Here is a 15,349-nt window from a genome sequence, read left to right on the forward strand (position 1 = left end):
GTAGCCTACTCGATGATCGCCAACAAGTCGCCTGCTTCGACTTGGGTTCCGGGCGGCGCGTGGATGGTTTTGATGACACCCGATTTGGGCGCGTTGACGGTGGTCTCCATCTTCATCGCCTCCAGCACCATCAGCTTCTGCCCTTCCTTGACCTTGCTGCCCTCTTCGACGGCGACGGTGATCACCATCCCCGGCATGCTGGACGCCACCTGGTTTTCGTCGCGGGGATCGGCTTTGACCGCCGCTTTGGTTTCCGGTTCCAGGGACTTGTCGTAAACCGTGATTTCACGCGGCTGGCCGTTGAGTTCGAAAAAGACGGTGCGTGTCCCGTCGGGGTGGGGTTGGCCGACAGTCAGGAAACGGATGATCAACCGTTTTCCCTTTTCAATGTCGACGGCGATTTCTTCACCGGGTTGCTGACCGTACAAGAAGTTCGGCGTGGGCAACTTGGCGACATCACCGTAAGTCTGTTGGTGTGTGGCGAAGTCGGCAAAGACCTTGGGGTACAACAAATGGGTCACCGAGGACTGGTCGCAGGCCGGTTCACCGATCAGCCCGGCGGCTTCTTTTCTGGCGGCTTCGATGTCGGCGTCGGGCATGGATTCACCGGGCCGGTTGGTCACGGCCGGTTCGTCGCCCAGAATCTTTTTCATCACCGCTTCGGGGAATCCGCCCGGCGGTTGCCCCATCCGTCCGCCGATCAGATCGAGCACGCTGGCCGGATACGCCAGTGATTTATCGCTGGTCAGGACTTCCTCGGCCGACATTTCGTTGGCGACCAAGAACAGCGCCATGTCTCCGACGGCCTTGCTGGTCGGCGTCACTTTGACGATGTCCCCGAACAACGCGTTGACTTGGGCGTATGCCTTGCAGACTTCGGCCCATTGGTCGCTCAATCCCAAGGCCCGGGCTTGCTGGTACAGGTTGGTGTACTGCCCGCCGGGCATTTCGTGTTCATACAAATCACCGGTGGCCGGCAACACGGAACTTTCAAACGGCGTGTAGAACTCGCGTGCCGCCTGCCAGTAGGTCGCCAAATTGGTCAGCGCTTCGGTGCGCAAGGGGCTTTCACGCGGGGTGTCTCGCAAGGCTTCGACGAGCGAATTCAAGTTCACTTGGCTGGTGCCGCCGGACAACGGTGCCAGGGCGGCATCGGCGATTTGCAGTCCTTCATCGGCAGCGGCCAGAATGGTCGACGCTTGGATGCCGGCGGTATCGTGCGTGTGCAGGTGGATCGGGATTCCGATCTCCTCGCGCAACGCCCGGATCAGTTTGACAGCCGCTTTGGGTTTCAACAGCCCCGCCATGTCTTTGATGGCCAACAAGTGGGCGCCCATCTTTTCGAGCTGTTTGGCGAGATTGATGTAGTACGCCAAGTCGTACTTGGTGCGTCGGGGGTTTTGCAGATCGCCGGTGTAGCAAATCGACGCTTCGCAAATCCCACCCTCCTCGATCACCGCTTCCATCGCCACGCGCATGTTCTGTTCCCAGTTCAGCGCGTCGAAGACTCGAAAGACATCCATCCCAGCCTGGACAGCTTCACGCACGAACAATCGCACGACGTTGTCGGGATAGTTCGTATAGCCAACGGCGTTACTGGCCCGCAGCAACATCTGGGTCAGGATATTGGGAACCGCTTCGCGCAAGTCCGCCAGTCGTTGCCATGGCGATTCCTTCAAGAATCGCATGCTGGTGTCGAACGTCGCTCCGCCCCACATTTCCAAAGAGAACAGCTGGGACGCGTGGTGCGCATACGCCGGCGCGATGTGCACCATGTCATAGGTGCGGACACGGGTCGCCAGCAACGACTGGTGGGCGTCTCGCATGGTCGTGTCGGTCAGCAGCAGCCCCTTTTGCTCTCCGATCCACTTGACCAGGCCTTCGACACCGGACTCGCGGAAAATGTCTTTGGTCCCCTTGGGAGGATCCGCCAACGGCGGGACTTCGGGTACCGGCGCGGGTGTACGCCGGGTGGCAACCGGACGCCCGGCGACCAACTCATTGCCGTTGACGATTGTGTCCGCCAGGTAGTTCAACAGCTTGGTCGCCCGGTCGCGACGCTTGGGCAGCTCGAACAATTCGGGCGTCGTGTCGATTAATCGCGTCGTTGCTTCACCGGCGAGAAAGATCGGATGATTGATCAACTTGATCAGGAACGGGATGTTGGTTTTGACACCTCGAATCCGGAATTCCTGAAGACAACGATCCATCCGCGAACCGGCGGCGGCCAACGACGGAGCCCGCGCGGTGACCTTGACCAACATCGAGTCGTAAAACGGATTGACCACCGCGCCGCTGAATGCCGTCCCGGCGTCCAAACGGATTCCAAGTCCGGCCGCCGACCGATAGTGCGTGATCCGGCCGTAATCGGGCAGAAACTGATTGGCGGGGTCTTCGGTGGTCACCCGGCACTGCATCGCAAAGCCGGTGGTGCGGATGTTTTCCTGGGCACCAATCCCGACCACTTCATCGGTCAGCTTGTGCCCCTGCGCGATTAGAATCTGGCTGCGAACGATGTCGATTCCGGTGACTTCTTCGGTCACGGTATGCTCGACTTGAATCCGCGGATTGACTTCGATGAAGAAGAATTGGTTGGAATCCACATCCAACAGAAACTCGACCGTTCCGGCGTTCTCATAGCAAGAACCGTCCGCCCCGACCGCCTTTCCGATCTTCAACGCCGCTTCGCACAAACCGTCACGGACTTCCGACGGCAGATTGGGCGCCGGCGCCAATTCGACGACCTTTTGATGCCGGCGTTGGACGCTGCAATCGCGTTCGTACAGGTGCACCAGGTTGGTGCCGTCACCGATGATCTGGACTTCGATGTGTCGAGCGCGTTTGACGAAACGTTCCAAGAACACTTCATCGCTGCCGAAGGCGGTTTTCGACTCACGCATCGCCGCTTCCAACGCGGTCGGCAACTCGTCGGCCGATGCGACGACCCGCATCCCCCGTCCGCCGCCGCCGTGGGCCGCTTTCAGCATCACCGGGTAGCCCAACGTATCCGCAAGCGCGATCGCCGCATCGGGATCACGCAGCGGCTCATTCTTGCCCCCCAAGACCGGGACGCCGGCTTTCTCAGCCAGCTCGCGGGCCGACATTTTGTCACCGAGTTGATTGAGCGATCGGACGCTAGGACCGACAAACACGATCCCCGCTTTGCCGAGCGCCTCGGCGAATCCCGGTCGTTCGGACAAGAATCCGTAGCCCGGGTGCACCGCATCGATGTCATGTTTTTTGCACAGCGCGACGATCGCATCGATGTTCAAATACGATCGAATCGGCTCCCCCGGTTCACCGATCTGGTAGGCCTCGTCGGCTTTGAACCGGTGCAGCGCGTAGCGGTCTTCGTAGGAATAGATTGCGACGGTCCGAATCCCAAGCTCCGTGGCACTTCGGAAGACGCGCGTCGCGATTTCGCTGCGGTTGGCAACCAATAATTTTCGAAAGGGCCGAATCGTCATCAAAAAGCAATCCAACTGGAAGAACAGGTTCTAGTGATGGAACACGAGTGGCATCGGGGCATACGAGGACCGTCGCCGGACCCGCAATTTAACGAATTTGCCGGTGTACGACAGCACAGGCCCACAGGAGCGACGAAACACGAATCGAATCCCCGCCGCCGCCCCACTTCATCCACCCCGCTGCCATGGCCGTCGGTCTCTGCACATCCTGAACAACCCTCCTGGGCTGGGAGGATCGAGTGGAGCGTGGGGAGGGTCAAACGGTCAGGCTGTAACGCGCGGAACAATGAACCGATGATTGGGCCCACGGATGGCAGCGCGAACCCACGGATTTTTTGCACCCTATCATCCGTGGGTTCGCGCTGCCATCCGTGGGTATTGTTTTCGATCGTTCACGCGGTGAAATTGGTGGAGTGCCTCGTCACGATTGGATCTTAAGCTTGAAGCCGCTGCGGAAGCTGCCAAGGCTGTCGGCAGATCGCCATCGGAGCGGAAACGGTGGTGAGTTCCGCAGCCACAAGAATCACTGTAGCCAGAGCACGAGCAGCCGTGACACGACGCTACAGCCCCAGCACGTACGCAAAAATCAACGGTGCGACGATCGAGGCGTCGCTGTGGATCATGAATTTGGGTGTTTCGCGGCTGAGTTTTTCCCAGGTGATTTTTTCGTTCGGCACCGCACCGCTGTACCCGCCATAACTGGTCTCGGCATCGCTGATCTGGCAGAAATAACTCCACAGCGGCACGTCCTCTTTGAGGTCTTGCCGCATCATCGGGACCACACAGATCGAAAAATCACCGGCAATCCCGCCGCCGATTTGAAAGAAACCGATGGGGTGTTGCTGGGAACTTTCGCGATACCACGCGGCCAATTTTTCCAGCTGCGCGGTGCCCGGCTTCATCGCATGGTGTCCGGCGACAGTTCCGTCGATGACACGGGCGGTGAAGATATTGCCCAGCGTGCTGTCCTCGACGCCCGGAACAAAAACAGGGATGCCGGCGTCTTTGGCCGCCGCGACCCAACTGTTTTCGCGCGGGACTTGAAAGTGTTGTGGCAACTCTGGGTCGTCCAGCAATTCAAACATGAACTCCGCCGGCGTGCGGGGCTGGTTCGAATCGGCGGCATGCTGCCATAGCTTGGTCAACCGACCTTCGATGTGCCGCATCACGGTTTCAGGGATGCAGGTGTCGGTGACACGATTGAATCCCTCTTCCAACAGCGCCTCTTCATCGCTCTCGGACAACCCGCGCCAGTTTTCGATCACCCGGTACTCGTCATGTGCGACCAGATTGAAGATGTCTTCTTCTAAATTAGCGGCCGTCGATGTGATCGCGTGCACCTTGCCCTGGCGGATCATTTCGGCCAGCGACAATCCCAGCTCGCCCGTGCTCATCGCGCCGGCGAGCGTGACCATCATCCGGCCGCCACGCTGCTCGATCAGGTCCTTGTACGACCGTGCCGCGGCCAAGGTTTCGCGGGCATTGAAGTGACGGTAATGTCGTTCCAGGAAGTCGCTGACGTTCAAAACGGTTCTCGATGGGGGGGAAGGTTGGCCGATGGACGGTTCGCAGGCGTTTGGAGGCCGGTTTTTTAATTCATTTCGACGAGGACTGAAAGTCGTGACACGCCCTGCGGTCGTTCAACGCGTTTTCAAGCCTCGCCGAGTGTTTCTTTCAGCCGTTTGAGTAACTGATACCGTTGGTCTTCACTCGACTTTTCAATCGTTGTGGTCAATCCGAGCATGAACTCGGCGTAGTCGTTGTGCCAATCGTGGGCCACATGGGCGACGTCTAGACGCGGCTTGGGCGCCCCCTTGGAAAGCGGCTTGGTGCCGGCACTCAATTCGAACGATTCATCGAACTGCGGCATGTAGATCCGGTCGCCGTCCAAGCCTCGCTGTACCAGCAGATCGCGCAGCTCCTGGCGGGAATCGTCTTCGCCATGATTGAGGAACAAACCGCCGGTGATCGGACAACGCTTTTGGATCCAGTCCAACAACTCGCCTTGATCGGCGTGGGCCGAATAATTGCCCAGCTTGCGAATGTCCGCCCGCACCTTGTACGACTTGCCGTGGATCCGGACTTCCTTGGCACCGCTGGAAATGATTTGCCCCAGCGTTCCCGGTGATTGATAGCCGACAAACAAGACCGTGCACTCGGGGCGATAAATGTTGTTGATCAGGTGGTGCTTGATGCGACCGGCGGTGCACATGCCGCTGGCCGAGATGATGATCGCCCCGCCTTTGATCCCGTTGATGGCCTTACTCTCTTGCAGCGAATGCACCAGGTGGAACCGTTCGTGGCGAAACAATCTCGCTTCGTCCACCTCCACGTCCTGCAACGCCCCGGCGTGTTTGATGAACACCTCGGTCGCCTTCTTCGCCAACGGCGAATCCAGATACACGTCGGACTGGGGGATTTCACCGTGCGTCAGCAAATAACCGATGTCGTGCAGCAATTCCTGGCTGCGTTCGACGGCGAACGAAGGGATGACGACGTTGCCACCCCGCTTGAGCGCCTTGGTCAAGACATCGCGGAGTGCCTCGCGCCGATTCTCCAACGTGTAATCGTCACGGTCCCGATTGCCGTAGGTCGATTCGCACACGATGTAGTCGTAACCGACCGGCGCATCGGGCTCGGGATGAAACGCTTTTTCTTCCGGGCCGATGTCACCGGAAAACAACAACGAGAGTTCTTCCTGTGAATCGGGCTCGGTGATTTTTAATTCGACCGAAGCCGAACCGAGCAGGTGGCCCGCATTCCAGAATCGGACTCGGATTCCATCACGCGGCGAAAACCACTCTTCATACCCATGATTTTTCAATAGCCGCAGCGTCGCTTCCGCATCCGGCATCGTGTAGATCGGCTGGACCGCCGGCAAGCCGCGGCGACGCAAGTTCTTGTTGTGACGCTTGACGCCCGATTCCTGGATGTACGCCGAATCGGGAAGCATGAATTTCAACAGGTCACAGGTCGCTTCGGTCGCGTATATCTGGCCGTTGAATCCCTTCTTGACCAGCTTGGGTAGCAACCCCGAATGGTCGATGTGGGCGTGGGTCAGGATCAAAAAGTCGATCGACTCGGGATCAAACGGGAAATCCTGGTAGTTCAACTCCTGGGTCGTTTTGCTGCCTTGGAAAAGACCGCAATCAATCAGAAATCGATGCTTGCCGGTGTCCAACAACGAACACGATCCGGTGACGGTGCCGGCGGCCCCGCAAAAAGTCAATTTCGCCATGAACTTGATTCACAAAGAGTAGGCCAGGACCTGTCCTGGCAGGCATCAACAGGGAGCACTAAAAGATATCGCGTCCGCGTTGATGAACATACCATTGCCAGACCATTCGTGTGGCAATACTGCGAAGCGGCCGCCACGATTCGGCACGCTCGGCAATCTGCTGACTCGATTCGTATTGCGTCTGGTCGATTTCTTGAATGCCTTTGACGAGCGCCAAATCGCCCAGGGGCAGGATGTCGGGCCGCTGCAGTGCCATCATCAAAAACACATCGGCCGACCAATTTCCCAGTCCCAGTTGCGAGACAATTTGCGAGCGAACCGTTTCGTCGTCCCATCGCGTCAACGCGTCGATATCAAAGTCGCCGGCGAGACAGGCGTCGGCCAACGCAAGCGTGTAACGGGCCTTCTGGCGACTGAACCCCAAGTCGCGTAAACGCCGGTCGCCCAAATCACGGACCGCGCGGGGGCTCACTTCATTCTGGCAGCGACCGACCAGCCGGTCGAAGGTCGCCTTGGCCGATTCGACGGAGACCTGTTGTTCGAGAATGATGTGGACGAAGGTGGCGTACGTCGCCGGTCGCCGCAGCAACGGCGGCGGCCCAAACGTGCGATGGATCTTGCCCAGCACCGGATCCGCCTTGGCCAGCCGGACCGCCCCCTCCGCAAGCGTCGTTTTGGTCAGACGAATCGGCTTGCGCTGTGGGGGTCGGCTCAAAGAAGCTGATCCAATTCTTCGGTCAGGGTCTTGAAGCGTGCCAACGTGGTCTTCACCGGCTCGGGGCTGGCCATGTCGACTCCCGCATCACGCAGCAGGTCGAGCGGATCTTTGCTGCATCCCCCCGACAGAAACTTGAGGTAGTCGTCCAATTCGGCCTTGCCACCCTCGAGCACCCGTCGCGAAAGGGCGACCGCCGCACTCAATCCGGTCGCGTACTTGTAGACGTAAAACGCGCGGTAGAAGTGCGGGATCCGGAAACATTCCAGTTCCAGTTCTTTGTCGACGACGAAATCGGGGCCAAAATACGCATCCAACAACTCGCGATACGTGGCCCGAAACGAAGCGACCGTCAGCGGCTCACCGGCTTCGGCCATCTCATGCGTCTTCTTTTCGAACTCCGCGAACATCGTCTGACGCACGACCGTCGCCCGAATGCTGTCCAGTTCGTTGTTGATCAGGTACGCCCGTTCGCTGTCGCTGGCGGCATTCTTGAGCAAGTGCTCGGTCAACAATTGCTCATTGAACGTGCTCGCGACCTCGGCCACAAAAATCGTGTAGTCGTAGTACTGGTACGGCTGGTTCTTGGAGGAATAAAAGCTGTGCATGGAGTGGCCGGCTTCGTGCGTCAGCGTGAACACATCGTTCAAGACGTCGGTCTTGAAATTCATCAAGATGTAGGGTTCGCCATCGAACGACCCGCAGCTGAACGCGCCGCTCTGTTTCCCGCGGTTCGGGTAGCGGTCCGCCCAACGGTTTTTCAGTCCCGCGGCGAGCGTTTCGGTGTATTCGCTGCCCAGCGGAGCGAGTGATTCGACCACGACTTCCACCGCCTGGTCCCACGTGTGTTCCTTCTTCATGTCGCTGAGGATCGGCACATAGGTGTCATAGGCATGGATGTCCGGCAGATCCATCTTGCGGCGGCGGACGTCAAAGTATTGATGCACGCTGGGCAGCGAATCGCGGACCGCAGCGATCAAGTTGTCGTAGACGTCCACGGGGACGTTGTCGGGGAACAACGCGCCGGCGAGAGAGCTTTCATGGTTTCGGGCGCGGGCGTAATAAACGTCGCGATGAATGCTGCCGGCCAGTGTCGCCGCCAAGGTGTTTTCGTGTTCGCCGAACGCCTTGTAGTATTGATGGAATGCGTTGCGACGCACCTTCCTGGACGAGCTGTTGAGGAACTGAACGAACGTCGCATGCGAAAGCTCTTGCTCATTCCCCTCGGCGTCTTCCAGCGACCCGAAACGCAAGTCCACGTCGTTGAGTTGACGGAATGCATTGCCCGCCGCCGATGCCATTTCCCCCTGCATCGCCAACAAACGCTCCTCTTTGTCGCCGAGCGTGTGCGGCCGCTGGCGGAGCAACCGGGTGAGTTGCAATTGAAACGGCTGGAGCAAGGGATCGGCGACCAAGGCGTCCATTTTTTCCGGTTCGATCGCCAGCAATTCCGGGCTGACGTAGCTCGCCGCCTGATTGGCACGCACGGCCAGATTCTGGAACCGCGCCTTCATGCCCTGATAGTCGCTGTTGCCTTGATCTTCGGTCGTCTTCAAGAACGAATAGATCGCCACACGCTCGGCTTGGCGAGAAAAATCCGAATCGAATTGCAGGGCCTCCAGCAACGTCGCAGCTGATTCACCCAGGCGACCGCGATAGGTTTCATAGGTGTCAAGCTTGGATTCCAACTCGGCAAAGGCGGTTTCCCATTCGGCGTCGCTGGCGAACAAACTGGAAAGATCCCAGCAATCCTCCGCGGACACCTCAGAACGTTCCGGGAGCGACTTGGCGGCAGCAGACGTCGAGGTGGCATTCATAGCAATCGTCAAACGAGTGGTTTGTGGAGGAGAGAGCGTCGCGGAATTTGGACGGCGGTGTGGTTTCGGGCGTTTCGGGATCGGGTGCGTCGGGTTTTGGCCGGACTAATCAAACGTTTCCTCGGGTCCCGGGAAACTCCCGTCGCGGACGGCTTGATGAAACGACGACGCGGCGTCACGAATCGTTTGGCCGACCGAGGCGTAGGTTCTAACAAATTTGGGCGTGTAGCCGGATGTCAGTCCGATCAGATCATGGGTGACCAAGACCTGGCCGGTCGTCGCCCGCCCGGCGCCGATTCCGATCGTGGGAACCGTCACCGCCGCGTGGATCGCTTCGGCAACCGACTCGGGGACACATTCGATCAGCACGGCGAACGCGCCGGCTTGCTCGGCCGCGACGGCGTCTTTGACCAGGGCCGCTTCGTCGCGCTGGACCTGATAGCCACCTTGCACAAAGACATTCTGGGGTCGCAGACCGACGTGGGCCATCACGGGAATCCCGGCGGTGACCATCGCTTCGATTCGCGACGCCTGTTCGGCGCCGCCTTCGAGCTTGACCGCATGGCAACGTGTTTCTTTCAACACTCGGGCGCCACAACGGATGCTGCGTTCGATTTCCAGCTGACCATCGGGAAACGGCAAATCGACGATCACCATCGCACGCGAGGTGGCCCGCCCCACCATTTCGGCGTGATAGATCATTTGATCCATCGTCACCGGCAGGGTGGTCTCGTGCCCCTGAACGACCATCGCCAGCGAATCGCCGACCAACAGCACGTCGATGCCGGCTTGATCGAGCAGTTGTGCCGTCGGGAAATCGTACGCCGTCAGCATCGAAATGGAGCCGCCCGTGTCGCGACGCCGCTGCAGCGATCGGGTGGTCACGCGTTTGGGAGCTTTTTCTTCGACCATGAAAGGGTTTGCCATCGACCGGTTGAACGAAATCCGCCTGATTCAGCGGCAGATTAGCAGACGAGCAACCCGACGAAAACCGTGGCCCGAAGCGGTGCTGACTGGGGTGCTGACTGGGGTGCTGACAGTGGAGATCGATTGAATCGTCCCAACGCGCACGAACCCGTCACTCGGGGTAAACTGTGAGCGGAGAAAGCGTCCTGCACGAATGGCACGCAAGGGATTCAGCAACCGTTGGTGTCCAGCCTTCAGGCGTCTCCATTCGCTGCTCCGCAGCGAAACCGGGCGGCTAAAGCCTGCACACCAGCGCACGTTGGTGTCCAGCCTTCAGGCGTCTCCATTCGCTGCTCCGCAGCGAAACCGGGCGGCTAAAGCCTGCACACCGGCGCACGTTGGTGTCCAGCCTTCAGGCGTTTCCATTCGCTGCTCCGCAGCGAAACCAGGCGGCTGAAGCCTGCACACCGGCGCACGTTAGTGTCCAGCCTTGAGGCGTTCCCATTCGCTGCTCCGCAGCGAAACCGGGCGGCTAAAGCCTGCACACCGGCGCATGTTGGTGTCCAGCCTTTAGGCGTTTCCATTCGCTGCTCCGCAGCGAAACCGGGCGGCTGAAGCCTGCACACCAGCGCATGTTGGTGTCCAGCCTTGAGGCGCTTCCCGGTCGCTGCGACGCAGCGACAGTAGGCGGCTGAAGCCTGCACACCAACACGTATTCCCGTTCCTGCCCCTTTTCCGCGACCGTCCCCCCGTCTTTCGCGAGCGAATGCCCTATGCCCCGCCTTTGCCTCCCCCTGCTAGCCGTGGTGATCTTGGCCCCCAACATCCTGCCCTTCGGTGGTTCCGGCGATCACCTGGCCGCCCAGCCGCCCGGGACCGAGGCCGCCGGATTCGGACAGGGACCGTCCACGCTACCGGCCAACGAGATCACTAATTTCAAGGGCGCCCTCAAAGGCATGCGGCGAAACATTGTCGTGGTCGAAAAAGAGGACGGCAGCGAGGCGCTCGTCGCGTTGCCAGACACGATCTCGTCGTTCCAATTCGTCGCCAAAGCGACGCCGGCGTTTTTACAACGCGGCATGCTGGTCCGTTTCTCCGCGAACTTCGGCCCTGGAGGCGTCCCGCTGGCTCCGGTCGAAAAAATCACACTGTTCCAACCGGTCGATCCGCGATCACTGCACGGCCGGACCAAAGAACAATTCACTCCCGGCGTTTACTCCGACGCCAATCGCGGCAATCGAAATCAACCAATGGTCGGCAAGCTGTCGATCGTGGGACGATTGATCGGCTTGACCCCCAACGGTGTCCTGGCCGTCCAGGCGGGGAAAATCCCCGTCCAAGTCCCCGTGGACGCCAACACCACGTTGGAAGTCCGCTACAACAATCTGGCCTTGGCCCAAGAAGGCGATCCCGTCTCGGTCACCGGTTTTTACCAGCCCCCCAATGAAAACCAAGTCAAAGCCGATCGGATCACCATCACCACCGACCGGGTCTACGGAGAATACCAACCCGCCACCGAACGAAAATCCAGACGCAAACGCGGTGACAAGGCGGACGACAACGAATCTGACAAGGCCCTGGGAAGCGAGACGGAAAAAGGAGACAATCCGAAGCCGGACGACGCACAGCCAGAGACTGAGAAAGAGGATTCATGAAAACACTGATTCAAGGAGGACGCCTGATCGACCCGGCCGGCGACGTCGACCAGATCGCCGACCTGTGGCTGCATGACGACGCCATCATCAATGGAGACGCCCTGGCCGCCGAAGACGCCGATCGCGTGATTGACGCTCGGGGATGCGTCGTGATGGCCGGTGGAATTGACATCCACACGCACATCGGTGGCGGAAAACTGGCGATCGCCAGACTGCTGATGCAAGACCGGATCGACGACGACGCCCGCGCGACCGCCCGAAGCGCGGCCGAAAGTGACTACCTGCCCTCGGCCGCCGTCGCTGCCCAGCGGTATTTGGAAATGGGTTACACCGTCGCGCTCGAACCCGCCGTCATCCCCTGCAACGCCCGCGCCGCGCACGCCGAGATGGCGGACATGCCTGACTTGGCGACCGGCGGCTTCTGCTTGCTCGGCAACGACGACCTGTTGTTGACCCTGCTCTCACGCGACGCGCCCCAAGCCGAAATCAACGACTACGTCGCCTGGATGGTCCGCGCCACCCAAAGCATTGCCGTCAAAGCCGTTAACCCCGGCGGCATCTCGGCCTTCAAGTTCGGTCAGCGAGAACTGGACGTCGACACGCCCCATCCCCAATACGGCGTCACACCGGCGCAGATCATCCGCCGGCTCGCCAGGGCGGTCCATGAAATCGGTCTCGTGCACCCGCTGCACATTCACACCAGCAACCTGGGCGTACCGGGAAACATCCGCTCCACCATTGCGACGATGGAGGCGGCCGACGGGTTGCCGATCCATCTCACCCACGCCCAGTTTCATTGCTACGGTGACGAGAGTCAGTACGGGATGTCCTCGGCAGCCGAACAACTCGTCGCCGCGATGGCAAAACACCCTAACGTCACGATCGACGTCGGTCAGATCATGTTCGGACAAACGATGACGATCAGCGCCGATGAACCCCATCAATTTGACAACCGCCATCACGCCTCGCCGCGCAAATCCGCGATCGTCGATATCGAATGCGAAGCCGGTTGTGGTGTCGTGCCCTTTCGATACCGCCGCCGCCAATTCGTGCATTCGCTGCAATGGGCCATCGGGTTGGAACTGTTTCTGATGATCGACGACCCAAAACGCGTTTTCTTGACCACCGACCATCCCAACGGAGCCCCCTTCACCGCGTACCCGCACCTGTTGCGGTTGCTCGGCGATCGCTCCTTTCGCGAAACCGCATTGGCGGAAATTCATGCCGATGCCGCTGCGGCCAGTTCTCTCGGCGGGCTATCGCGACAGTACACGTTACCCGAAATCGCCACGATGACACGCAGCGCCCCGGCGTCGATCATGGGGTTGGCCCGACACGGCCGGCTGACTGCGGGGGCCAGCGCCGACGTCACCGTCTATGAAACAGACGATGACCTGGAGAAAATGTTTCGCTCGCCCCGGCACGTGTTTGCCCAGGGACGACACGTCATCGACCGCGGAACTTACACGCCCAAACAAACGAGACCCGAAACCCAAGTCGGGCACGAAACGCTGACCGCCGACGTCGAATTCGATCCGCAGTCGGTGCAGCGGTTCCGCAGCGAGTACAACGCGTCGTCGACGTTCGACTTGAATCGGCTATGGATCAGTGATGATGAAATGCACTCGGTGCTTCGTTCCCGCCCGGTCAAGCAATCGATGCGGGAGCGCGCCCGATGAGTGAACACGACAACGCCGGCCCGAATGCCGACGCCACCCGCCCGTTGGAACTCAACGGCGTCCGAATCGAAGCCACCTTCGCCGAAGCCTTCGACATGAAAGCGACGCGCGTGATCATCACCGCGCTGGACGAGATCTGGGCCGAGCACGCCGCGATGGCGATGAGCGGATTCGGGACCAGCGTGATCGACTGCAAACTGGAAATCGATATCGAACGTCGGTTGTCGGCGAAAGAGACTCCCGACGGCCGGCCCGGGATCGCCTTGCTGGCCTTCGGGATGTCGGGTGGCGAACTGGAAAAACAGATCACCCGCCGCGCCGGCCAATGCGTGCTCACCTGTCCGACCACCGCATTGTTCGCAGGAATCACCGACGACGTTCCCCGCGACAAACGAATCGCGTTGGGCAAGACGCTGCGATTCTTCGGCGATGGCAACCAGATCAGCAAGGTGATCGACGGAAAGCGATTCTGGCGGATCCCCGTGATGGATGGTGAATTCATCTGCCAGCATGACGCGCCGCGCACGTCGGGGATCGGCGGTGGAAATTTCCTGCTGGTTGCTCGCGACATCCATGCGGCCAGTCGCGCCGCCCGAGCCGCCATCGGTGCGATCGAATCGATGCCCGATGTGATCACGCCGTTCCCAGGTGGCGTCGCACGCAGCGGTTCCAAGATCGGCTCGAAATACAAGTCGCTGATCGCGTCGACCAACGATGCGTTTTGCCCCACGCTGCGCGGCATCACCGACTCGCAATTGGGCGAAGGAGACAATGCGGTGTTGGAAGTGGTGTTGGACGGATTGAGTTTCAATGCGATTGCCGACGCCATGCGGGCCGGTATTCAGGCCGCTTGCACCAGCTGTGGGGAACACGGCTTGGTCGCCGTCACGGCAGGAAACTACGGCGGCAAACTTGGACGCCACCACTTTCACCTGCACGAGATTCTGTCATGACACGCTGGCACCTCCGATACCGTGCCCATGCCGCTGGGGATGCCGCCGACGATGCCGCACCGCACGCGATCGACGCCTCGAACATTCGACGCAGCTCTCTGGCGGGCAAACAAGCGGCCCAGATCAACGAGTTGGCGATCTGCGTCGACGGGCGCCGGGTCCGATTGGCGGATTGGTTCGAGTTGACGATCGCGGAATCAGAAACCGATCAGGTGGTCGTCGAAGGCCCGCTGCAGAACGTTCATGGGCTGGCCGCCATGCACGACCGCGGTGAATTTCAAATCATCGGTTCCGTCGGCGACTACGCAGCGTGTGGCATGACCGGCGGCACGGTCTGTGTCCAAGGCGACGCCGGGGACTTCGTCGCGGCTCCCCACGGTGCCCGCCGATCGGGCATGTCCGGCGGCATGATCAAAATCCACGGATCCGTCGGCAACTACGCCGGCCATCGGATGAGACGCGGCACGTTGTTGATCAGCGGATCGACCGGAACGATGCTCGCCGCATCGATGATCGCGGGAACGATCTGCGTCGGCGGCGAAACAGGCGAGGGCTTGGCTGTGGGGATGAGACGCGGCAGCCTGATCCTGGGCAACGCGTCGGCCATGGTGCGGCACGCCGACCAGCTGGACGACGACGCAACGGGACGCTTTTCCAGCCCCACTCGGTTTGACCCCGCGTTCCTCAATCTTTATTCCGACCGCTTGTTTGGAGAGATCACCCAAACGTTGGAGCGATTGCCCGTGTTTCGGACACGCGCCGATCGGACCGTCGGTGGGCTGGGAGAAGTGATCTTTGCATCGACCGCCGAGATGGCGCTCGGTGAGATGGCGCTCGGTGAGTCCTCGGCCACCACTTGATTCCTGGTAGTGGCACTCGCCGCTGTTTGTCGATTGAGCGAGCCGGCGGCGCTAGCCGC

11 protein-coding genes are annotated in these 15,349 nt (G+C 60.1%); 5 read left to right on the top strand and 6 right to left on the bottom strand.

Annotation, left to right across the window (positions count from 1 at the left end; translation table 11 throughout):
- Positions 1-5: 5 nt before the first annotated feature.
- From TBK1r_RS10560 to panB, 6 genes are all read right to left on the bottom strand, one after another.
- Positions 6-3,467 carry a pyruvate carboxylase gene (locus TBK1r_RS10560; protein ID WP_145209862.1) on the bottom strand — a complete coding sequence of 1,154 codons (3,462 nt, stop codon included), beginning with the start codon at positions 3,465-3,467 and terminating at the stop codon, positions 6-8.
- A 560-nt stretch (positions 3,468-4,027) separates the two neighbouring features.
- Complete coding sequence (locus tag TBK1r_RS10565; RefSeq protein ID WP_145209865.1) at positions 4,028-4,993, bottom strand: deoxyhypusine synthase family protein; 966 nt, start codon at positions 4,991-4,993, stop codon at positions 4,028-4,030.
- Between the two features lie 125 nt (positions 4,994-5,118).
- Positions 5,119-6,705, bottom strand: coding sequence for an MBL fold metallo-hydrolase (locus TBK1r_RS10570; protein ID WP_145209869.1), 1,587 nt, complete (start codon positions 6,703-6,705; stop codon positions 5,119-5,121).
- 58 nt (positions 6,706-6,763) lie between these two features.
- Positions 6,764-7,420, bottom strand: a complete 657-nt coding sequence (locus TBK1r_RS10575; protein WP_419581203.1) for a DNA-3-methyladenine glycosylase family protein — start codon at positions 7,418-7,420, stop codon at positions 6,764-6,766.
- A complete protein-coding gene (pepF, locus tag TBK1r_RS10580) occupies positions 7,417-9,237 on the bottom strand; it encodes an oligoendopeptidase F (protein ID WP_145209876.1) in 1,821 nt (606 codons plus the stop codon). Before pepF ends, TBK1r_RS10575 begins: the two co-directional genes overlap by 4 nt.
- 105 nt (positions 9,238-9,342) lie before the next feature.
- Entirely contained in the window at positions 9,343-10,164 is an 822-nt protein-coding gene (gene panB / locus TBK1r_RS10585) for a 3-methyl-2-oxobutanoate hydroxymethyltransferase (RefSeq protein WP_419581204.1), read from the bottom strand.
- Here panB and TBK1r_RS38485 point away from each other — a divergent pair.
- From TBK1r_RS38485 to TBK1r_RS10605, 5 genes are all read left to right on the top strand, one after another.
- On the top strand, positions 10,148-10,291 hold the full coding sequence (locus tag TBK1r_RS38485) for a hypothetical protein (RefSeq protein WP_419581205.1): 144 nt from the start codon (positions 10,148-10,150) through the stop codon (positions 10,289-10,291). The genes panB and TBK1r_RS38485 overlap by 17 nt on opposite strands.
- Before the next feature lie 625 nt (positions 10,292-10,916).
- On the top strand, positions 10,917-11,798 hold the full coding sequence (locus tag TBK1r_RS10590; protein ID WP_145209879.1) for a hypothetical protein: 882 nt from the start codon (positions 10,917-10,919) through the stop codon (positions 11,796-11,798).
- Positions 11,795-13,477, top strand: a complete 1,683-nt coding sequence (locus TBK1r_RS10595; RefSeq protein ID WP_145209882.1) for a formylmethanofuran dehydrogenase subunit A — start codon at positions 11,795-11,797, stop codon at positions 13,475-13,477. The genes TBK1r_RS10590 and TBK1r_RS10595 overlap by 4 nt, the downstream gene beginning before the upstream one ends.
- A complete protein-coding gene (gene fhcD / locus TBK1r_RS10600; RefSeq protein WP_419581206.1) occupies positions 13,474-14,430 on the top strand; it encodes a formylmethanofuran--tetrahydromethanopterin N-formyltransferase in 957 nt (318 codons plus the stop codon). Before TBK1r_RS10595 ends, fhcD begins: the two co-directional genes overlap by 4 nt.
- Positions 14,427-15,290: a hypothetical protein gene (locus TBK1r_RS10605; RefSeq protein WP_145209884.1), complete on the top strand. Its 864-nt coding sequence runs from the start codon at positions 14,427-14,429 to the stop codon at positions 15,288-15,290. The genes fhcD and TBK1r_RS10605 overlap by 4 nt, the downstream gene beginning before the upstream one ends.
- Positions 15,291-15,349: the final 59 nt, after the last annotated feature.

This window comes from Stieleria magnilauensis, assembly GCA_007753675.1.
GTDB lineage: Bacteria > Planctomycetota > Planctomycetia > Pirellulales > Pirellulaceae > Stieleria > Stieleria magnilauensis.